This window comes from Glutamicibacter sp. FR1, from assembly GCF_047300825.1.
Lineage (GTDB): Bacteria > Actinomycetota > Actinomycetes > Actinomycetales > Micrococcaceae > Glutamicibacter > Glutamicibacter nicotianae.
Genome location: NZ_CP178602.1, coordinates 2,847,433 through 2,867,814, shown reverse-complemented (window position 1 = coordinate 2,867,814; position 20,382 = coordinate 2,847,433). Strand labels below are relative to the sequence as shown.

General features: G+C 63.8%; 20 protein-coding genes. 9 read left to right on the top strand and 11 right to left on the bottom strand.

Annotated features, from left to right (window positions below):
- Positions 1 to 23: 23 nt before the first annotated feature.
- The 4 genes from ACLQ8T_RS13775 to ACLQ8T_RS13760 all read left to right on the top strand — a co-directional run bounded on the left by ACLQ8T_RS13775 (position 24) and on the right by ACLQ8T_RS13760 (position 3,282).
- The gene (locus tag ACLQ8T_RS13775; RefSeq protein ID WP_413454962.1) at positions 24 to 959 is read left to right on the top strand and encodes a substrate-binding domain-containing protein; all 936 of its coding nucleotides are present in this window, start codon (positions 24 to 26) and stop codon (positions 957 to 959) included.
- A 76-nt stretch (positions 960 to 1,035) separates the two neighbouring features.
- Positions 1,036 to 1,959, top strand: coding sequence for a ribokinase (locus tag ACLQ8T_RS13770; RefSeq protein ID WP_413454961.1), 924 nt, complete (start codon positions 1,036 to 1,038; stop codon positions 1,957 to 1,959).
- A gap of 36 nt (positions 1,960 to 1,995) precedes the next feature.
- The gene (rbsD, locus tag ACLQ8T_RS13765; protein ID WP_149597300.1) at positions 1,996 to 2,379 is read left to right on the top strand and encodes a D-ribose pyranase; all 384 of its coding nucleotides are present in this window, start codon (positions 1,996 to 1,998) and stop codon (positions 2,377 to 2,379) included.
- A gap of 78 nt (positions 2,380 to 2,457) precedes the next feature.
- Positions 2,458 to 3,282 carry an oxygenase MpaB family protein gene (locus ACLQ8T_RS13760; RefSeq protein WP_149597299.1) on the top strand — a complete coding sequence of 275 codons (825 nt, stop codon included), beginning with the start codon at positions 2,458 to 2,460 and terminating at the stop codon, positions 3,280 to 3,282.
- Here ACLQ8T_RS13760 and ACLQ8T_RS13755 read toward each other — a convergent pair.
- A complete protein-coding gene (locus tag ACLQ8T_RS13755) occupies positions 3,271 to 3,756 on the bottom strand; it encodes a DUF6328 family protein (RefSeq protein ID WP_038990906.1) in 486 nt (161 codons plus the stop codon). The genes ACLQ8T_RS13760 and ACLQ8T_RS13755 overlap by 12 nt on opposite strands.
- A 168-nt stretch (positions 3,757 to 3,924) precedes the next feature.
- On the opposite strand from ACLQ8T_RS13755, the gene ACLQ8T_RS13750 reads away from it, so the two are divergent.
- Positions 3,925 to 4,290, top strand: coding sequence for a hypothetical protein (locus ACLQ8T_RS13750; RefSeq protein ID WP_413454960.1), 366 nt, complete (start codon positions 3,925 to 3,927; stop codon positions 4,288 to 4,290).
- A 53-nt stretch (positions 4,291 to 4,343) separates the two neighbouring features.
- Positions 4,344 to 6,797 carry an ABC transporter gene (locus ACLQ8T_RS13745; protein ID WP_413454959.1) on the top strand — a complete coding sequence of 818 codons (2,454 nt, stop codon included), beginning with the start codon at positions 4,344 to 4,346 and terminating at the stop codon, positions 6,795 to 6,797.
- A 7-nt stretch (positions 6,798 to 6,804) separates the two neighbouring features.
- Here the strand turns inward: ACLQ8T_RS13745 and panD are convergent, their stop codons facing one another.
- From panD to ACLQ8T_RS13725, 4 genes are all read right to left on the bottom strand, one after another.
- Positions 6,805 to 7,227, bottom strand: a complete 423-nt coding sequence (gene panD, locus ACLQ8T_RS13740) for an aspartate 1-decarboxylase (RefSeq protein WP_022876070.1) — start codon at positions 7,225 to 7,227, stop codon at positions 6,805 to 6,807.
- 110 nt (positions 7,228 to 7,337) lie between these two features.
- Positions 7,338 to 8,879: a histidine ammonia-lyase gene (gene hutH / locus ACLQ8T_RS13735; RefSeq protein ID WP_413454958.1), complete on the bottom strand. Its 1,542-nt coding sequence runs from the start codon at positions 8,877 to 8,879 to the stop codon at positions 7,338 to 7,340.
- A 179-nt stretch (positions 8,880 to 9,058) separates the two neighbouring features.
- On the bottom strand, positions 9,059 to 9,610 hold the full coding sequence (locus tag ACLQ8T_RS13730) for a DUF3060 domain-containing protein (protein WP_413454957.1): 552 nt from the start codon (positions 9,608 to 9,610) through the stop codon (positions 9,059 to 9,061).
- A gap of 282 nt (positions 9,611 to 9,892) precedes the next feature.
- Positions 9,893 to 10,258 (bottom strand): hypothetical protein, encoded by a 366-nt coding sequence (locus ACLQ8T_RS13725; RefSeq protein WP_413454956.1) that lies wholly within the window; start codon positions 10,256 to 10,258, stop codon positions 9,893 to 9,895.
- A 381-nt stretch (positions 10,259 to 10,639) separates the two neighbouring features.
- Between ACLQ8T_RS13725 and ACLQ8T_RS13720 the strand changes: the two genes are divergently transcribed.
- Complete coding sequence (locus ACLQ8T_RS13720) at positions 10,640 to 11,149, top strand: Dps family protein (RefSeq protein WP_038990915.1); 510 nt, start codon at positions 10,640 to 10,642, stop codon at positions 11,147 to 11,149.
- Positions 11,150 to 11,231: 82 nt separating this feature from the next.
- Here the strand turns inward: ACLQ8T_RS13720 and hutU are convergent, their stop codons facing one another.
- The 5 genes from hutU to cobA form a co-directional block, all read right to left on the bottom strand.
- Positions 11,232 to 12,908, bottom strand: a complete 1,677-nt coding sequence (gene hutU, locus ACLQ8T_RS13715; protein ID WP_413454955.1) for a urocanate hydratase — start codon at positions 12,906 to 12,908, stop codon at positions 11,232 to 11,234.
- 179 nt (positions 12,909 to 13,087) lie between these two features.
- A complete protein-coding gene (locus tag ACLQ8T_RS13710) occupies positions 13,088 to 13,861 on the bottom strand; it encodes an IclR family transcriptional regulator (protein ID WP_413454954.1) in 774 nt (257 codons plus the stop codon).
- A gap of 203 nt (positions 13,862 to 14,064) precedes the next feature.
- Positions 14,065 to 14,973, bottom strand: a complete 909-nt coding sequence (locus ACLQ8T_RS13705; RefSeq protein WP_413454953.1) for a carbohydrate kinase family protein — start codon at positions 14,971 to 14,973, stop codon at positions 14,065 to 14,067.
- A 46-nt stretch (positions 14,974 to 15,019) separates the two neighbouring features.
- On the bottom strand, positions 15,020 to 16,120 hold the full coding sequence (locus ACLQ8T_RS13700; protein ID WP_413454952.1) for a uroporphyrinogen-III synthase: 1,101 nt from the start codon (positions 16,118 to 16,120) through the stop codon (positions 15,020 to 15,022).
- Positions 16,120 to 17,106 carry a uroporphyrinogen-III C-methyltransferase gene (gene cobA, locus ACLQ8T_RS13695; RefSeq protein ID WP_204722919.1) on the bottom strand — a complete coding sequence of 329 codons (987 nt, stop codon included), beginning with the start codon at positions 17,104 to 17,106 and terminating at the stop codon, positions 16,120 to 16,122. Before cobA ends, ACLQ8T_RS13700 begins: the two co-directional genes overlap by 1 nt.
- A gap of 233 nt (positions 17,107 to 17,339) precedes the next feature.
- Between cobA and ACLQ8T_RS13690 the strand changes: the two genes are divergently transcribed.
- Entirely contained in the window at positions 17,340 to 18,071 is a 732-nt protein-coding gene (locus ACLQ8T_RS13690; RefSeq protein ID WP_413454951.1) for an alpha-ketoglutarate-dependent dioxygenase AlkB family protein, read from the top strand.
- Here the strand turns inward: ACLQ8T_RS13690 and ACLQ8T_RS13685 are convergent.
- A complete protein-coding gene (locus ACLQ8T_RS13685; RefSeq protein ID WP_413454950.1) occupies positions 18,068 to 19,009 on the bottom strand; it encodes an endonuclease/exonuclease/phosphatase family protein in 942 nt (313 codons plus the stop codon). The two genes, ACLQ8T_RS13690 and ACLQ8T_RS13685, sit on opposite strands and share 4 nt — an antisense overlap.
- Before the next feature lie 145 nt (positions 19,010 to 19,154).
- Here ACLQ8T_RS13685 and ACLQ8T_RS13680 point away from each other — a divergent pair, with 145 nt between their 5' ends.
- A complete protein-coding gene (locus ACLQ8T_RS13680; protein WP_413454949.1) occupies positions 19,155 to 20,381 on the top strand; it encodes an MFS transporter in 1,227 nt (408 codons plus the stop codon).
- Position 20,382 lies beyond the last annotated feature (1 nt).

The following is a 20,382-nucleotide window of genomic DNA, read 5'->3' as shown; positions in this document are numbered from 1 at the left end:
CAGCAGTTCAAAGGAGAACCCCCATGAAGAACATCGTGCGCAAGACCGCAGCCGTCACCGTCGGCCTGGTCCTGGTGCTGGGCACCGCCGCCTGCAACCGCGGCACCGACGCCGAAGCCGGCTCGGCCACCTTGGCAGTGTCCACCCTGAACAACCCGTTCTTCGTCGACCTGCGCGATGGCGCCGAAGCCGAGGCCGAAGCCCAGGGCATCGACCTGTCGGTGGTCGACGCGCAGAACGACTCAGCAACCCAGGCCAACCAGCTGGCCACCGCCGCAACCAACGGCTCCGCCGGCCTGATCATCAACGCCGTGGACACCGAAACCGCCGAAGCCGGTCTGGCCCCGGTTGTCGAGGCCGGCCTGCCAATCGTTGCCGTGGACCGCGCCGTAGGCGACACCAAGATCGCTTCCTTCGTGGCGTCGGACAACGTGGCCGGCGGCGAGCAGGCAGCCAAGGCGCTGGCCGAGTCGCTGGGCGGCAAGGGCAAGATCATCGTGCTCGAAGGCGTTCCCGGCGCTTCGGCAACCAACGAGCGCGGCGAAGGGTTCGACAAGGGCCTGGCCGAGTACAAGGACATCGAGGTCGTCTCCTCGCAGACCGCCAACTTCGACCGTGCCGAGGCATTGGACGTGGTCACTAACCTGATGCAGGCCAACCCGGATGCCACCGGCATCCTGGCGATGAACGACGAAATGGCTTTGGGCGCCATCCAGGCGCTGGGCGACAAGGCCGGCAATGACGTCAAGGTAGTCGGGTTCGACGGCACCGAAGACGGCTTCAAGGCTGTCGAGGACGGCACCCTGGTTGCCACCATCGCGCAGAACCCTGCCGAGCTGGGCAAGCAGTCGGTGCAGATCCTGGCCAAGGCCATCAAGGGCGAGGAAGTCGAAGCCAACGTGCAGGTTGCAGTTGACACCGTCGACGAGAAGAACATCGCCGAGTACGCAGGCGAGTAATCTGCTTTCATAGCAGGAATCAAGCAGGACACCGGCACCCATCGGCCGCCGGGCAACGAGAACCAGGGGAATAACCATGCAGCAGCACATCCAGGTCACCATTGTGGGCTCAAGCAACGTGGACATCACCGCGTTGATGGCCCGCCTGCCCGGACCGGGAGAAACCGTGCTGGCAGATTCCTACCAGCTCTCGCCCGGCGGCAAAGGTGCCAACCAGGCGCTGGCCGCGGCCCTGGCCGGCGCCACCACCGAATTCATCGGCGCGGTCGGCAACGACTCGCACGCCGGCATCGCTTTGGGACAGCTTGAGGAAGCCGGCGTCAAGCTGGATCGCGTCACCCGCGCCAGCGAGCCGACGGGCGTGGCCATCATCCAGGTGGACTCCGCTGCGGAGAACTCCATCGCCGTGGTCTCCGGAGCCAACTCGACGGTCACCGGTGAGGCAGTGCAGGCCGCCGGGAGCATCGAGGGCATCCTGGTGCTGCAGGGGGAAATCCCTGCCTCGGGCATCAAAGCAGCCATGGATGCCGCCACCGACCGCATCGTGCTCAACCTGGCGCCGGTGATCGAATTGGACCGCGAGTACCTGCTCAAGGCCAACCCGCTGGTGGTCAACGAGCATGAGGCAGAGGCAGTGCTGCAGCAGCTGAACCCGCAGCTGAACCTGGAATTCGCGGGCAAGTATGAGCGCCTCGCCGGGTTGCTGGTGGACGAAGGCATCGACAGCGTGGTGATCACCCTCGGCGCCAACGGCTGCCTGGTCGCCGACCGCGCCCCCTTGGAAAACGGCGGAGCGCAGGTTCGCGCGCTGCCCGCGGTAAAGGTCAAGGCCGTGGACACCACCGGTGCCGGCGACGCGTTCACCGGTGCGCTGGCCGCCCGCCTGGCCAATGGGGACGACTTGGCGCAGGCAGCGGAATTCGCCGGCAAGTTCGCGGCCCTGACGGTGCAGGCCCACGGAGCCCAGACTTCCTACCCGCGTTCCCTGCAGAACCTCTAAGCCCCCTTATTCGAGCAAGACCTTAAGGAAGCCTCTGTGCTGAAATCCGAAATTCTCAACGCTCCGCTGCTGGCCGCCTTGGCCACCTGCGGGCATACTGACACCGTGGTGATCGCTGACTGCGGACTGCCGCTTCCGCACGGCCCGCAGGTCATCGACCTGGCCCTGGTCCAGGGGGTGCTCAGCTTCGAGCAGGTGCTCGATGTCCTGTCCCGCAACCTGGTGATCGAGAACAGCACCTTGGCATCTGAAGCAGAGAATGGCCCCGTGCAGGAACTGTGCCGCACCAAGGGCCTGGATCCCCAGTTCATCTCCCATGATGAGCTCAAGGCACAGCTGCCCCAGGCCAAGGTCATCGTGCGCACCGGCGAGGCGACCCCGTACGCCAACGTGATCCTGCACTGCGGTGTAGCTTTCTGACCAGCCAGCCGTGAGCCGGTGCCCGCCGCAAGTGCGGGCGCCGGCTTTCGCGTCCCAGCGGCTGCCTAGAATGGGATTATGGAGCACAGGAACCAGTCCGGAGAAAATGGCGAGCTGTTTTCCCGGATCGCGCCGGAAGCCGGGCTGCTGCTCGGAGCCGGCCGCGCCATCCTGCTCCAGTTGGCCCACCCGCAGATCGGACGGGCTATTGCCGAGCACTCGGGCTTCGCGGCCAACCCGCTGAGCCGTCTGGTCCATACCCTCGGGTACATCTATGCGCTGAGCAACGGCACGGCAGCACAGCAGCGAACCATCATCGATTACGTCAACGCGGCGCATCGGCCCGTGCGCGGAACGCGCTCGAACGGCATGCCCGCCTATTCAGCGCTGGATCCGAAGCTGCAATTGTGGGTAGCGGCCACGCTCTATGATTCGGCACGGACCATTGCCGGCCAGATCCTGGAAGAAAGCAAGAACGAGCAGGAAGAGCTCTACTCGCAGTACGCGCGGCTCGGCGATGCCTTGCAGATGCCGGGAGATTACTGGCCCAGGAACCTGAGCCGATTCGATGAATACCTTGCGCAGAACCTCGCCACGCTGCACGTCACCGAGCAGACCCGGGCGCTGGCCCGCGAGCTTTTCGAAGCCCGCAACACTCCGTGGTGGATCCGGATGGGCATGCCGCTGATGCGGGATGTGACCATCGCGCAGCTGCCGGCCTCGGTGCGCGAGGACTTCGGCTATCGCCTCACCGGTACGGCCGCGAAGCGCAACGCCCGAGTGATCGCTGTTGCCAGGGTGGCCACGCGGATTCTGCCGCGGTTCATCCGGCATGCCCCGATGCGCCTGGTCTTGCGACGGGTCGAGAAAATGGCCCGTGCCGGCGGAAACTCACGTCCCTGACTTGTCCTGTGCATGGTCCGGGATCAGGATCCGTGGCAGCGCCAAGAGCAGGAACAAGGCCACCAGGATCAGCGGCCCGCCGACCCACGCCCCGATCTGCCAGCCGAAAAGAACTTGCAGCACAAACCAGACGCAGCCCGAGACCAGCAGTCCCACGCCAATGCCCACGATCTTGACGATGACATGTCCCAGGTTGACCGTCTGCTGCTTCAGCCGCTGGCCGAAGAAATAGCGGTGCACTGCCACGGGCGTGATCAGCAGCAGAATCAGCAAGGTGGCAGCGACCAGCAGGATGATGTAGACGATTTCGTCGGTGCGGCTAAGCATCTCGAATCGTGCCTGGAACGGCAGCACCACGAGGAAAGCTGCAAGGATCTGCACACCGGTTTGCATCACGCGCATCTCCTGCAGCAGCTCATTCCATTGCCGGTGCGGTGCGCCATCGCTGGTATCGGGGTGGGAACGCCCGGTCATAACTGTTCTCCTTGGCCTCAATCCGTCGGCTGGCTGAACCTGCCGACCCAAAATGACTATGCCAAGCAAAGCCGTTGCGGGCAAGAGGCTTTTAATCCACCGAGCCAAACTGTAGGCCGCGGCCAGTACATTGGGGAGCCCAGCCAGACCTGAACATTGGAGGACAAGATGGAAATCGAGAGCTCCGCTGGGAGCAGTTTAGACGTGTGGTCGATGCCCAGCCGCGGCTTGGCCTGGTGCGATTGCGGCAAAGGCCATGAACTCACGGAAAGCATCGTGTACCGGGCCTTCGGTGAAGCCGGATACGAACCAAGCAGGCCGCTGACGCACGAGCAGCTGGTCGACCTGATTGCCCAGGTGTGGCACTACTCGGAAGTCTGCCGGTTCTTCCACTTGGCAGTCGAGCAGGCGGCAACGCGCATCCATGGCAAAGTCGATGCGTACTACCCGCTGGACCACAGCATCGACATCGTTGGGTTATTCTCGAAAACCTGGCAAGGCTGCCCGGATGCGGCCTGCCAGGCCGAAGGGTGAGCCAGCGGCCGGCGAATTGAGTCGAGCGTGCACGGGCGCATAGTGTGGGGAAGATGAACAGCTTTGCATCCTCCCGGGCCCCTGCCGAGCACGACGGATTCATCCATGTGCGGGGCGCCAATGAGAACAACCTGGACAATGTCGAGGTGCGTATCCCGCGCGATGCCATTGTCGCCTTCACCGGGGTTTCCGGTTCCGGGAAATCCTCCCTGGCCTTCGGCACGATCTTCGCCGAATCCCAGCGCCGGTTCCTGGAGTCCGTGGCGCCCTACGCCCGAAGGCTCATCGCCCAGGGGCACACGCCCAAGGTGGAATTCATCTCCGGACTTCCACCGGCCGTGGCCCTGCAGCAACGGCGTGGCTCCGCCAGTTCGAGGTCCACGGTCGGAACCCTGACCACGCTGTCCAACTCGGTGCGCATGCTGTTCTCGCGCGCCGGCGACTACCCCGACGGGGCAGCACGCCTGGATTCGGACGCCTTTTCCACCAACACCGCAGCGGGTGCCTGCACGCACTGCCACGGTGCGGGGACGGTGCATTCGGTCAGCGAGGCCTCGCTGGTTCCAGATCCCTCACTGAGCATCAGGGACGGGGCCATTGCCGCCTGGCCGGGGGCCTGGCAGGGCAAGAACCTGCGGGACATCACCACGCACCTTGGCTACGACATCGACGTCCCGTTCCAGCAGCTGCCCGCTGAGGCACGGCAGTGGCTGCTGTTCACTGAGGAACAGCCCGTAGTGGAAGTGACCCCGGAACGCGACCGCGTGGCCAAACCCTACAAGGGACGGTTCTGGAGCGCCGAACGCTATGTCCGGCACACGGTCACAACCTCTAAAAGCGAAAACTTGCGCACCAAGGCGCTGGCCTTCATGCATTCGCAGGATTGCCCGGAATGCTCGGGGACGGGCTTCCGCCCCGACGCCCTGCAGGTCACCTTTGGCGGCCTGGATATTGCGCAATTCAACCGCAAGCCGCTCAGTTCGCTGGCGGGGCTCTTGCGCCCCTTCGCAGCCGAGGCTGGGACTGAAGCGCAGGCCGAAGTAGTGAGCACCATCAGCGCCGACCTGCTGGGCAGGGTCGAAGTGCTGGTGGAGCTCGGGCTGGGCTACCTGAGCCTGGACCGCGGCACGCCGACGCTGTCGCCGGGGGAGATGCAGCGCTTGCGTATTGCCACCCAGCTGCGCGCAGGCTTGTTCGGTGTCATCTACGTGCTCGATGAGCCATCCGCAGGGCTGCACCCGGCCGATGTGCAGCCGCTGATCGAGGTGCTCGATGCGCTCAAGGCCGAAGGCAACTCGGTGTTCGTGGTGGAGCACAACATGGATGTGGTCAGCCGTGCGCAGTGGATTGTCGACGTCGGGCCGGGTGCGGGCAGCAACGGCGGGCAGGTGCTCTACAGCGGAGAAGTCGCCGGCCTGTCCGAAATCGAAGCATCCGTGACCCGGCGTTTCCTGGATCCGGGGCCGGCGCCGCGGCGCGAGCAGCGTGAACCCGGTGGATGGGTGCGCCTTCGCGGAGTGGAACTGCACAACCTTGCGGGAGTGGATGCGGCGTTCCCGCTGGGCGTCTTCTGTTCGGTCACCGGTGTTTCCGGCTCCGGAAAGTCCAGCCTGGTCTGCGGGGCCCTGGCCCAGGCTGCGGGCGGCCCAGTGGCCGAAGCGGAAGAGCTTGAGGTGGCAACGGAACGCGCGGTGATCGCCGAGGTGACCGGGGCACAGCAGCTCAGCCGGGTGGTGCTGATGGACCAGAAACCCATCGGACGCACCCCGAGATCCAATGTCGCCACCTACACGGGCCTGTTCGATGCGGTCCGCAAGGCGTTTTCCGAACTGCCGCTGTCCAGGGAACGCGGCTACAGTGCTGGCCGGTTCTCCTTCAATGTCGCCGGCGGACGCTGCGAAACCTGCCAAGGCGAAGGCTATCTGGAAATCGAGTTGCTCTTCCTGCCCGGGACCTATGGGCCATGCCCAGAATGCCACGGAGCCCGGTACAACGAGCAGACCCTTGAGGTCGAGTACCGGGGCAAGAACATTGCCCAGATCCTTGAGCTGGATGTGAGCGAAGCCGAGGAATTCCTCTCCGGGATTCCTGCGGCGGCTCGGGCGCTGGCTACCCTGCGCGAAGTCGGCCTCGGCTACCTGCAGCTAGGCCAGCCAGCTACCGAAATGTCAGGTGGCGAGGCCCAGCGCATCAAGCTGGCCACTGAGCTGCAGCGGCAGCGCCGTGGGCACACGCTCTACCTGCTCGATGAACCGACCACCGGTTTGCACCCTGCCGACGTGCAGCTGCTGGTATCGCAGCTGCAGCAGCTCGTCGACCAAGGCAACACCGTTATCGTGGTGGAGCACCAGATGGATGTGGTGGCCGCCAGCGACTGGGTGATTGACATGGGACCTGCCGGCGGAGATGGCGGCGGGCGCATTGTTGCCGAGGGGACCCCGACGCAGGTGGCGCACAACAAGGCCAGCCGGACTGCGCAATATCTTGCGCGCCGGCTGGCCTTGTGAAGCTGGATTACTTGCTGTTCAGCAGTGCGTGCGGCGGGGTCTGCACCCCGTCGGCCACTGCCTCGGCAGGGTCATCACCCAGGTGGATGATCCGGTTATCGGCATCCACATGCACCACGCTGGGCACGTAGCTGCGCGCCTCGGCATCTTCCATCTGCGCGTAGCTGATCAGGATGACCAGATCCCCTGGGTGCACCAGGTGCGCGGCCGCGCCGTTGATGCCGATAACCCCGCTGCCAGGCTCGCCGGCAATGGTGTAGGTTTCCAGACGTGCGCCGTTGGTGATGTCGACGATGCTGACCAGTTCACCGGGCAGGATATCCGAGGCTTCGAGCAGCTCGGAGTCAACGGTGACCGAGCCTACGTAGTGCAGGTCAGCCTGCGTGACAGTCGCCCGGTGGATCTTGGACTTGAACATGGTGCGTTGCATTAGATGATTCTTTCACGCGAGGTAAGTGGTTTCCCGGTATCCAAGTTTACGCCCCTTGCCCGCAGAAGCCTCAGCAATGTCCGGCACCCCACACAGTTGTCCTCGAACAGCTACTTCGCCAGATGGGTTTCCAGCACGCGATGCACTTCGCCGGTAGCCAGCAATTCGCAGGCCGCTTCCAGCTCGGCAGAGAGGAAACGGTCTTCGCCTGGACCTGCGACCTTGGTGCGCAGCAGCTCCAGCACGGCACCGGTGGCCGGCCCCGGCTGCAATGGCTTGCGCAGGTCCAGCGCACGGCCGGCAATCAGCATTTCAATGGCGAGGATGCGGCGCAGGTTGCCTACCGCGGTGCGCAATTTGCGGGCCGCATGCCAGCCCAGGGAAACATGGTCCTCCTGCATTGCCGATGACGGGATGGAATCCACGCTCGCCGGTACGGCCAAGCGCTTATTCTCGGCAACCAATCCCGCCTGGGTGTACTGGGCGATCATCATGCCCGAGTCCACGCCCGGGTCATCAGCCAGGAAAGCCGGCAGGTCGCGGGACCGGGCAGGGTCGAGCATGCGGTCGGTGCGGCGTTCGGCGATGGAGCCCAGATCGGCAACCGCGATGGCCAAGAAGTCCAGGACATAGGCGACCGGAGCGCCATGGAAGTTACCGTTGGAGGTGACCTCGCCCGAAGGCAGCACGACTGGGTTGTCGATGGCCGCCGCCAGTTCGCGGGTGGCAACCAGGCGTGCGTGGGCGATGGTGTCGCGCACGGCGCCGGTCACCTGTGGTGAGCAGCGCAGCGAGTAGGCATCCTGCACCCGGCCGTCGCCTTCGCGGTGCGAGGCGACAATGGGGGAACCGGAAAGGAAGTTGTACATGTTCGCCGCGCTGCGGCCCTGTCCCGGGTGCGGGCGCAGCGGCTCGTGCAGTTCGGCGCGGAAGACCTGGTCGGTGCCCATCTGGGCTTCGACGCTCATGGCGGCGGTGGCATCGGCAATGTCTGCGAGCTCTTCGAGATCCGCCAACGCCATCAGCAGCTGGCCGAGCATGCCGTCGGTGCCGTTGACCAGCGCCAGGCCTTCCTTCTCCGCCAGTTCCACAGGTTGAAGTCCTGCCTCTGCGAGGAGTTCCGGCACGGGGCGCTGCACGCCCTCGCGGTCGGTGGCTTCGCCTTCGCCCATCAGGACCAAGGCGCAGTGGGAGAGCGGAGCAAGATCGCCCGAGCAACCCAGCGAACCGTATTCGCGGACCACAGGGGTGATGCCGGCGTTGAGCAGTCCAACCATGGTCTCCAGCACGACCGGGCGTACGCCGGTGCGGCCGGAGGCCAGGGTCTTGGCGCGCAGGAACATCAGCGCACGCACCACTTCTCGCTCCACCGGTTCCCCCATGCCGGCTGCATGCGAGCGGATCAGCGAACGCTGCAGCTTGGCGCGGTCCTCGGGCGCGATATGGCGGGTAGCCAAGGCGCCGAAACCGGTGGAAATGCCATAGACCGGGGTGTCGGCCGAGGCGAGGGCATCGATGTGGGCGCGAACCGTGGCCAGTTCTTCGAAGACCTGTGGTGCGATGCGGATCTGCGCGTTGTGCCGTGCTACCGCAATGACGTCATCGGCGGTGGCGCCAGCCAGGTCGAGGGTTACGTTCGGGGAAGCAGTCATGATGTTCAATCCGTTCTCTGCGCTGCAATGAGGTCTCTAAACTCCATTGTTCGGCAGAACGGGATGGCACGGCATCGATAATCGGGTCATCTGTCCGAAATGCCAGACAGCGCCACGGAGGCAGAAGGGAACGGACCGCAATTGGCATGCCAATCGCGGTCCGTTGAAAATTCCGGGTTCTAGAAGGTGATGCCTTCGAAGGCGTCCTCGCCGAACTTGTTCGACGAACCGTTGTCAGTGAACTTGGCGTTCTCGTTGAGGGATGCGGCCGAATTACCGATGCCGCTAAAAGTTGCCTGCTTGATGTTCTTGACCGCTGCGATATTTCCGATGCCGCTTAGCTCGAGGTTCGTGATGTGCGGAGCGACGATCATGTTTCCGTCTCCAGAGACGGTGACGTTTTCACAATCACCGACGAGCTTGAGCATTTGGCCCATGTCGGTGATATCCATGCTGCCCGTGCATCTGACTTCGGTCGCTTGCGCATCGAGGAAATCATAGACGGACTGGAACGAGCTGTCCGCAGGTGATTTCGGAACATTAGGCGTGCCGGTAGCCGCGCCCTCCGAGGCCTTGGCGCTCGGGGTGACGGTACCTTCGATGGGACCAGCATTCTCCAGAGCCTTGGTCTCTTCGCTGGAGGATTCAATGCTCACGCAACCTGACAGCGCTACGGCAAGGAATCCAACCGCCAGCGGGCCAGCGAAGCGATTGGCAATTTTCGAGAACATTTACATCCTGTCAGTCGAACCGGCCAGCACATTCGGATACACGGTGCCTATATCCATTCTGCGTCGAACAGCAATTAATAACCAACGGGAGTGGAAGAGGAACGAACGAGTATTCAGGTCTGGGAGACCCAACCCGAGAAGATCTGCTGGCGATTCTGCGTCGCAAAAAGAATAATCGTTTCACCACTTGCCCGGTGCAAGCAGTGAAGCGATTACAAGTGCCCAACTGCAGAATGGGCCACAAATCTGGCTAGCAGGAGGACCTGCCGAGCTGCAAGCTCCCTAGGACTCTTGGCCTTGTTCTTGGGAACCAAACTGGCTTTCTTCGTTGCCGTACGCCTGGCCAGATTGGCTATCGCCCAAGGATTCCTGCCCCGAGTTGCTGCTGCCGTAAGACTGGCCCTCGTCCTTTCCGGATGATTCTTGGCTGGATTCGTTGTCGCCGCAGTAGGATCCTCCTTGGCTTTCGCCGCTGAATGATTCCTGGCCGGATTCGTTTCCGCCTCCAAAGGACTGCTGTTCTGACGGCTGGCTTTCAAATCCGCCATTGCTTCCTGAATCGAAATCTGAATTGGACTGGCTCTCATAGCCTTCAGATTCGTTGTTGTCGAAGTTCCCGAATTGCTCGTTTGCATCCTGCTCAGACATGTCGTCCTCCGTGGATCGGTGATTCCTTACGTGCCTAGGGCTAGGTGCCTGAAGGTGCCTGCTCAAGCTTTCCGGGAAGCTCTGAGCAGCTGGCAACCTGCAGATAATGCAATCCCCATGCAACTTGCAGAGACAGGCCAACATCCACCAAGTTGTGCTGCGACTGGAGCTGGCTCCAGCCAATTCCGTGAATCCGAAAGGCAGGCAGCATGGCTCGCGCGGGGATTGCAGGAGAACCTCAGCACGAGAGAAGAGAAAGCTGGACGTTGCCCGAAAGAAAGATCCACTCGTTCGGAATCGGGGTGCCAAGTCGATAGTGTCAAAAGTGGGACACCGAGAAAGGTCTTGCCCCAAGCGTCCATGACAACGTAAGGAGAAGCATTGGCTAATTCGAAGAATACTCCAGCGAAGAAAACCGATCGCGAGAACGCAGAGAATGGCTTCGTGGCCCCGGAGGTGCTGCGCGATTCCTTGCAGACCGTGCTGGTCCAGCTGCTGGATCTGCAGTTGGTAGGCAAGCAGATCCACTGGAATGTTGTCGGTCCCAACTTCCGCGACCTGCATCAGAACCTTGACGAAATCGTTGATATCGCACGTCGCGGTTCCGACGAAATCGCCGAGCGGATGCGCGCATTGCATGCCACTCCCGATGGACTGGCGGCAACGGTCACAAAGTACACCAAGTTGGAACAACCGGTGAACACCGAAATCCTCACGACTAATGCAGTGGACATGGTTGTCAAGGCGTTGCAGACAACCGTGGGCGTCATGCGCGAGGTCCATGATCCGGTAGACGAGGCGGATCCAACTACGGCCGACATCCTGCACCAGTACATTGCGGATCTGGAACAGCAGGCATGGTTCATCAGTGCCGAAACCCGTAAGCCATAGTGCCGGAAGTGATGACCAGCAATTAGATGACAATAGCTTGAGGCGCCACCTCGGTGGCGCCTCAAGCTGATTTAAAAGGGTGCTACTTCTCCTGCGCTGCCATCGGAATGCGCACTCCGCGCTCGGCGGCGACCTCGGCGGCACGTTCGTATCCGGCATCCACGTGGCGGATGACGCCCATGCCCGGATCATTGGTGAGCAGCGCTTCGAGCTTCGCGGCAGCCAGTTCGCTGCCATCAGCCAAGGAAACCTGGCCGGCGTGGATGGAACGGCCCATGCCGACGCCGCCGCCATGATGGATCGATACCCACGAGGCACCGGAGCTGGTGGCGGTCAGCGCGTTCAGCAGCGGCCAGTCGGCCACGGCATCGCTGCCGTCCCTCATGGCCTCGGTCTCGCGGTATGGCGATGCTACCGAACCTGAATCCAGGTGGTCGCGGCCGATGACGATCGGAGCGGACACCTTGCCTTCGGCCACCAGCCGGTTGAACAGCAGGCCCGCCTTGTGGCGCTCGCCGTAGCCCAGCCAGCAGATGCGCGCCGGCAGGCCTTCGAATTCCACATGCTTCTCGGCGGCATCGAGCCAGCGGTGCAGGTGCTCGTTCTCCGGGAACAATTCCTTCAGCGCCTGGTCGGTGACCTTGATGTCTTCCGGATCTCCGGACAGCGCGACCCAGCGGAATGGGCCCAGTCCCTCGCAGAACAGCGGCCGGATGTAGGCCGGGACGAAGCCCGGGAATTCGAAGGCGCGGGTGAAGCCGCCCTTGCGCGCCTCGTCGCGGATCGAGTTGCCGTAGTCGAAGACTTCGGCCCCTGCATCCTGGAACCCGACCATGGCCTCGACATGCGCGGCCATCGCGGCCTGCGACTTCTTGGTGAAGCCCACCGGATCCGCTTCGGCTTCGGCGTGCCACTGCTCCATGGTGTATTCCACCGGCAGGTAGCTCAGCGGATCGTGGGCGCTGGTCTGGTCGGTGACGATGTCGAAGGCGAATTCGCGGGCTTCGTGGCGCTTGAGCAGTGCCGGGAAAACCTCTGCGGCGTTTCCGACGTAGCCAACGGACAGCGGACGTCCCTCGGACTTGGCCGCCAGCACCTTCTCCAGCGCCTTGTCCAGATCCAGCTCGACCTCGTCGAGGTAGCGCTTGGATGCACGGCGGCGCAGGCGGGTTTCATCGACGTCGACAATCAGCACGGCACCGCCATTGAGGGTTACCGCAAGCGGCTGGGCGCCGCCCATTCCGCCGCAACCGCCGGTCAGGGTCAAGGTGCCGGCCAGCGTGCCGTTGAAGCGCTTCTTGGCGATCGCGGCGAATGTCTCGTAGGTGCCCTGCAAGATGCCTTGGGTGCCAATGTAGATCCAGGACCCGGCGGTCATCTGGCCATACATCATCAGGCCTTCGGCTTCGAGCTTGCGGAAGTGCTCCCAGTCGGCCCAGTCGCCAACGAGGTTGGAGTTGGCAATCAGCACCCGCGGCGCCCACTTATTGGTCTTGAAGACGCCCACGGGCTTGCCGGACTGCACCAGCAGCGTTTCGTTCTCTTCCAGATCCTTGAGAGTTTCGACAATTGCGTCGAATGCTTCCCAGGAACGGGCCGCCTTGCCGGTTCCGCCGTAGACCACGAGATCCTCGGGGCGTTCGGCAACTTCCGGATCCAAATTGTTCATCAGCATGCGCAGTGGGGCCTCGGTGGCCCAGGACTTGGCGGTCAGTTCGGTGCCGCGCGGGGCGCGGACGACTCGTGGTTCGTGGCTCATGGCAATTCCTTAAGAGGTAACGTAGCTAACTGATTCCATCATTGGCCATGAGCCATGGGTCGGACACCGGAGAATCGGCAGAGCTGTCCGGTATTTCAGAATTGCACGAATTTGCGGGTGTGTTCGGCTGTCATCTGGTTCAGATCAGCGCCAGCGCGCTGCTCTCGATCTCCTGCGGTCTAGGCAGGACGCTTGCCCTGCACCCGAGCGGTGATCGCCGCCGTGGTGGCGCGGATCTGGGCCAGCAGGGCCTCCCGCTTCTCTTCGGGAACCCGGTCAGCCAGGAAGGTGACGGCCACAGCAGCCACCGGCCAATCATTGGAGTCCCGGATTTCCATCGCCAGCGAGTGGAAATGCGGGGTGACATCCCCGCGCTCCACTGCGTAGCCGCGCTGCGTGCTCTGCTCCAGCTCGCGGCGCAATTGCGCGTAGCTGGAGATTGATGATTCGGCCACGCGCTCAGAGAAGCTGGCGGCGCTGGGGTAGAGCGCACGGACCTGCGATTTGGGCAGCGCTGCGAGAATGGCCCGGCCTGAGGCGGTCAGATGCGAGGGCAGGCGGACACCCACGTCGGTGACCAGTGATGGGCGGCCCTTGGCGCGTTCCTCGACGATGTAGAGCACGTCCGAACCGTGTAGCACTGCCAGGTGCGCGCTTTCACCGACCTTGTCGACCAGCTGGGCAATCAGCGGAGCGCCCAGCCGGGCCAGCGGTTCCTGGCGGGTATAGGCGCTGGACAGCTCGAACGCCGAGACCCCCAAACCGTAGGACTTGTCCTCTGGATAGTGGCTGATGAATCCGTGTTCCAGCATCACGTTCAGCAGCTGGTAGACGCTGGAGCGGGGAAGCTCCAGCAGCGTGGCGATCATCGCCGCCGGGGTAGGGGTCTTCCGGCTGGCCAGCAGCCTGAGGATCCGCAAGGTGTTGTCGGCGGCTGGAACCTTGCTCCCCATGGGGCCTCCTCGATGAATAAGGCAAATGCACTGCTAAGGAACTCTAGCAACCTGATCTGCATTTTTCGCGCTGCATCCAAGCCGCCCCGGCAGAACACGCCAGCAAAACACCTTCACCCACAACGGATGAAATGAAAAGCCGCTGGGATCAGCGCCTTTTCCAGGCGCAGATCCCAGCGGCCAGCTGCCATAACCAGAAGGTGCTAGCGCGTCGTAGTGCTGAGGAACTGGTTGAGCTCGTCTAGCGTTGGCGGGTTGGCGCCGGTGCGCGAGACGGTGATTCCCGCGCACACCGCAGCGATCTGCATGACCTTCTCCAGCTCCACGCTGTCCAATTCCGTGCCATCGCGCAGCGACTGGGCCAGCGAGCTGTCCAAGATGGCGTGCAGCAGCCCGGCCATGAACGCATCGCCCGCGCCAACCGTATCTTCTGTGCGCACCGAGATCGACGGGACCATGACTTCGGTGTGCTTGGTCCGTGCTTCCGCGCCGCGGGCACCGAAGGTGATGACCGCCAGGGATGCCCCGCGATCCAGGAAGTGTTCCAGGATGCGGTCGGTATCCCACCCCGGGTAGAGCCAGAGGGCGTCCTCGTCGCTGAGCTTGACGATATCCGCCAGCCCGGCCAGCTTCTCGATCTGCTTGACCGATTCGGCCCGGTCCTCAACCAGTTCCGGGCGCAGGTTCGGATCGAAGCTCAGGATCTGGCCCGCAGGGGACGCTTCGAACGCCTCATGGATCCGCGTGGCGCTGGGGCCCTGGAACGCTGCCACGGAACCTGAGTGGAACAATGCGGCCTGGGTTGACGCCATGCTCTGCAAGGTGCAGTTGAGCTGGAACTCGTAATTGGCGTCTCCGGACTCGTCGAGCATCACGGTGGCACTGGATGTCTGCGCATCGGTGTGCGATCCGGCAGCGAGTTGAACGCCAGAGGCCGCCACATGCTCAGCGATCAGCCTGCCATGCTCGTCATCGCCGATGTCGGTTTGGAGCAGGACGTCGTGGCCCAGCCGGCCCAGTCCAACAGCAACATTCATCGGGGAACCGCCGGGATGCGTTACGCCATCGACGATGTCGACTAGCGCCTCTCCGGCAACCTGAATAGTAACCATGACACCGATCCTACGTAACCCGGCGGGAAAAAGCCCATTCGGGCGATCAAACGTTCAGCCGATACCCGCGTTTGATGACCGTGGCGATGATTTCCGGCTGGGGCAATGCCTTGCGCAGGCGGCTCAAGGTCATGTCCAAGGCATGCTTGGAACTGGCTTCGGGCAGGGCCGCCCCCAGCTCGTCGCGTGAGAGCACGCTGCCGCCAGCCTCGATCAGCACCCGCACCAGCTCGGCTTGCCCGGGTGTCAGCTCGCAGTCCTCGTCCTGGACCGTCAGGGTGCGCCCGCGCAGCTGCACCTGGCCGTGGATTGTCTGTGCCTGCAAGGTGCCCAGCGAATCCAGGTGCTCCACGAGCTGCCCGATCATGGCACCCATGCGATAGCGCTCGGGCACCAGCGGGCTGATGCCAGCATCGATCAGCGGCGCCGCGGTCACCGGTCCAACGGTGGCCACAACGACGCGATCGGTCAGGGAGCGCAGCAGCGCGGGCAGGCGGTTGCGGGCCTTGGCGGCAGCGAACAGCGCGTGCACGCTCGGCGCGCTGGTGAAGGTCACCGCGTCGAAGCGGGCAGTGCACAGCCCTTCCACCAGGGCGGAGATCCCGCTGTCGCTGCTGGTGTCCTGCCAACGGTAGGGCTCCACCGCCATCACCCGGCGAGCGCCGAGCTCACGCAGGCTTTGCGGCAGGCCGTGATCGGAATCGGCATGCAGCTGCAGGGCGACGGTGGCCCCGTCGAGCTTTCCTTCAAGCAGCTGGAGCATGGAGGCGCTGCGCCCGTCCGCGGCGACGGCCGCCGGCTCCAGCCCCAGGGCCTTGACGGCGCCGTGGGCCTTGGCGCCGCGGACGTAGAGCCGCGCCTGGCCGAGCGCATTCAGCAGCTCGTCGCCGATGCCGGCCGCTTCGGAGGTTTCGACCCAGCGGCGCAAGCCGTAGGCGGTGGTGATGACCACTGCCTGCGGGCGCAACTCGATCAGCTTGCGGGTTTGCGCGATCAGCTGCTGCTCATCGTCCAGCGGTGCCAGCTGCAGCAGCGGGGTATGGGTGACTTCTGCTCCGCGGCGCTCGAAGGCTTCGATGAGTTCTGCCGAACGCCGGTCGCTGGTCACTGCCAGCCGGAAGCCGGCCAGGGGCTTGGGGCTGCCCATCAGGCCACCTCCAATTGCGGTGCCAGCAGGCTGGCCGGCAGCCCGGCAACCTCGCCGATGACGATGACCGCAGGGTTTGCATGGCCGCGGGCGGTGTCGGCCAGTTCGGCCAGCCGGGTGCAGCTGGTGCGCTGGATGTCGGTGGTGCCGGATTCGATGATGGCGCAGGGCATGCGCGGGTCCATGCCGACCCGGCGCAAGCCAGCGGCGGTCTGCTCGACGGTGCCCATGCCCATGAGGATCACGATGCTGCCGCCCAGCTTGGACAGGTGCTCCAGCTGCGCTTCGCTGAGCGGGTCGTGGGCCGAGACGACCGTGAACATGGTGTTCACGCCGCGGGCGGTCACCGGGATGCCGGCCGCTGCCGGAACGGTGATGCAGGAGCTCAGCCCGGGGATGACGCTGACCGGGATGCCGGCTGCGGTCGCGGCGGCGACTTCCTCGAAGCCGCGGCCGAAGACGAAGGGATCTCCGCCCTTGAGCCTCACTACTCGTGCTCCGCCGCGGGCGGCATCGATCATCTTGGCTTCGATGTCGCGCTGGGTGAGCTTGTGGTGCCCGGGGCGCTTGCCGACGTCGATGATGTCAGCTTGGGGCGCGAGCGCCGGCAGGTGCGCTGCGGGGCCGAGCCGGTCGGCGAAGACGATCTCGGCTTCGGCGAGCGCCCGGACCCCGCGCAGGGTGAGCAGATCCAGTGCGCCGGGCCCGCCGCCGAGCAGCGTGATGGATCCGGATTTGGGTGTGGGGCGCAGGCGAATCACTGGGATGCACGCTGCTTGCGCCAGGGAGGTGAAGCGCAGCGGGTCGGCATCGCAGATCACCAGCATTCCTGCCTGTTCCAGCAGCTGTATTGCCTCGAAGGGCTCCTCGGCGGCGAGCACCGTGGCGCCCTCTGCTTCGAAGCGTTTCGCGGTATTCTTGCTCCCGGATTTACTTCCAGCGATCAGTACCGTGCATCCGTGCAGTTCGAGGTCGATGCCAATCATGGTGTCCTTGATTCTGCTTGAGTTGCTCGGGGTGACATGGGGTTCTCCTTGAACTAGTGGATGCACTCAGCTTAGGTGCCCAGGTTTTCCCAGAGGTATCGCAATTGTTTCAAGCGCAATAAATCGAATAAGGGTTAACCTCTTCGAAATCTTTGCGGGGGCAAGACGAAACACAAAGTCACTATCGTCAATATTGTTGCAAGGCACCGTGCCGGCTTATCGTGCAAAGTTCAGTGAGCGAATACGCAGGAGACTTGCCGAGCCCTGCCCGCAACGGGCACGCTGGAAGCATGGAGTCGCTTTTCGATGACAGTGCATTGCCCCGCACAGGGGGAGCGGTGCGCCCTGGCGCCTGGCACTTGCCGGGATGGCTGGACGCGGCTGCGCAGCAGTGGATCGTGCGGCGTTTCTTCGGGTGGGGCAGCGGGCCGATTCCGCCGCACCGTACTCGTATCAACGGGCATCCGATGAGCGTGCAAAGCCTGTGCCTGGGCTGGCATTGGAGCCCGGGCAGCTATTCAAGGACCGCTGGTGACTTGGGTGGCCAAACCGTGGCGCCCATGGAAAACTGGCTGGTCCGCCTGGGCAAGCAGGCGGTAGCCGAGGCTACCGGGGATCCGCAGCGCGCGCAGGAGTACCAGCCGGATGCCGCCATCGTGAACTACTACGATGCGCACGCGGTGATGGGCATGCACCAGGACGCCGAAGAGCGGATTAACGCGCCGGTGGTTTCATTGTCCATCGGCGATTCGGCAACGTTCCGCTTGGGCAATACGGAGAACCGCAACCGGCCATGGCAAGAGATCCGGCTGGCCTCGGGAGACCTGTTTGTCTTCGACGGCCCCTCACGCTTCGCCTATCACGGGGTGACGAAGATCCATGCCGGGACCGCGCCGGCAGGCCTCGGACTTGGTGGCGGGAGGATCAACATCACGCTGCGCCAGACCGGGCTGGAAGCGGTCTAGTTCCCCAGATCGATGGTGGCCGCCAGCGCGTAGTGGTCGGAATCGCCGATTTCCAGACGCTCCAAGCCGGCTGATTCGACTCCGCGCAGCATCACATGGTCGATGCCGAGCATCGGGAACAGCGTCCGCGGCCAGGTCAGGGCCAGGCCCCAGTCGCTGTAGTGGGCTTCCTGCAACTGGTTGGCGACCGGTGCGAAGTGGCGGTCGGAACTGGTGGCGTTGAAATCGCCGGCCGCTACGATCTTCGAAGAATCGTCTTCGGCCAAGTAGCCGGCCAACGAACTGAGCATCATGTCCCGCTCGTGGTGACCGGTAGGCCTGGCCGACGCTGCATGCACCGCGTACAGTCGCACGTCGCCATTGCCGCTGGCCACGTCAACCCGCAACGCGCGGTCCCAGCCCAGGCCCAGGTCCAGGGGTTCCGGGTTCTTCAGCGGATAGGCGCTCCACACCCCGACGGTGCTGACCATGTAGCGGTAGGGGTGGGTTTCGGCCAGCTCGGCGGTGATCTCAGGTTCTTGGCCCTCGCCGATTTCCTGTAGGGTGATGACCTGTGCTCCGTGCGCGGCCAGCTCGCGGGCGGCTTGCACACCGGCGGACTCGTGGACGTTTTGCGTCCCGACCTGCAGCGAAGCGTCCGGGACGCGCTGATCCGAGGGCAGGAACGCCGGTCCGAAGAGGACCGCCCAGACCGCCATGGGCACAAGCAGCGCGATGAAGCTGATGCGCCCGCGCACCACCAAGGCCATCAGCAGGAGCACTGGAATTCCCAGGCCCATCCACGGGGCCAGATTGTCGACGATCAATCCAAGGCCCATGACATCGGGGATCTGCTGGTGGAACACCATCAGTCCGGCCAGCGCGAGGCAGAGCAGGGCAAAGAAGAACCTCGCGATAATTCGCGAGGCCGACAGGCGTTGATGCGATGAATGAGCCATAGGACTTAATAGAGTGGCACAAAATACTGTGGGAATCGTAATTTTCGGCTAGGGGATTGCCAGTCTCGCACGATGCAGTCACTACGATGGGTAAGAGCGCCGAGGGAGCCGCGTCCCAAGACCCTGCCACGAATTGAGAACTTGAATGACTGCCTACTTATCTGGCGGAAAATTGCTGCTGGCAATCCTCGCCTTGGCGATGGGCGGCGTCGGCATCGGCGTCACGGAATTCGCCATGATGGGCCTGCTCCAGGAAGGCGCTGCCGATCTTGAGGTGAGCTATGCGCAGATGGGCCTGATGATCAGCGCCTACGCGATTGGCGTGGTGGTGGGCGCGCCGGTGCTCACCGCGCTGGCCGCCAAGATCCCGCGCAAGCGTGCGGTGCAGCTGCTGATGCTCTTCTTCACGCTCGCCAACCTCTCCTCGTTCTTCGCCCCCGACTACAGCACCATGCTGGTGACCCGTTTCCTTGCGGGCCTGCCGCACGGGGCCTACTTCGGGCTGGCCGGTGTGCTCGCAGGCAGCCTGGTTCCTGCCACCATGCGCGGACGCGCCATCGCCTGGGTCATGCTCGGGCTGTCGGTGGCCAACGTTGCTGGTGTTCCGCTGGTGACCCGCTTGGGCCAGGAATATGGCTGGCGTTCGATGTTCCTGGTAGTCACCGCGGTTGGCGTGTTGACCGCCGTGCTGATCAGCGTGTTCGTGCCGTGGCGCAAGATTGACGCCGGAGCGAGCATCCGCCGCGAGCTGTCTGCCTTGCGCAGCGCCCAGGTCTGGTTGGCGATGCTCACCGGCATTGTCGGATTCGGCGGCTTCTTCGCGGTGTACTCGTACATCTCGCCTACGCTGACCGAAGAGGCGGGCCTGCCGATCGAGCTGGTACCGCTGGCCCTGGCGCTCTACGGCGTGGGCATGGTGGTCGGCTCGCTGGTCGGTGGCAGGCTGGCCGACTGGTCGATCTTCGGCGCAATCAAGCTGTCGTCGGTCTTCATGATCGCGACCATGCTGATTTTCGCTGCCGTGACCAGCTGGGTCGTTCCCACGATGATCATGGTCTTCGTGATGGGGGCGGTGGGTTCCCTGCTGATCCCTGCATTGCAGACCCTGCTGATGGACTCGGCTCCGCATGCGCAGTCGCTGGCCGCCTCGCTGAACCACTCGGCGCTGAACGTCGCCAATGCGTTGGGCGCCGCGCTGGGTGCCGCGGTGATCGCTGCCGGCTATGGCTTCCGTGCCCCGTCGGTGGTCGGTGCCGGCTTGGCCACCCTGGGCCTGCTGATTGCGTGGATCACCCAGATACGCGCGAAGAAGGTGGGCCTGCTCGTGGGCCGCGAAGCCTTGGAAGCCCGCGAGCAGGCACGCACCCACTAGC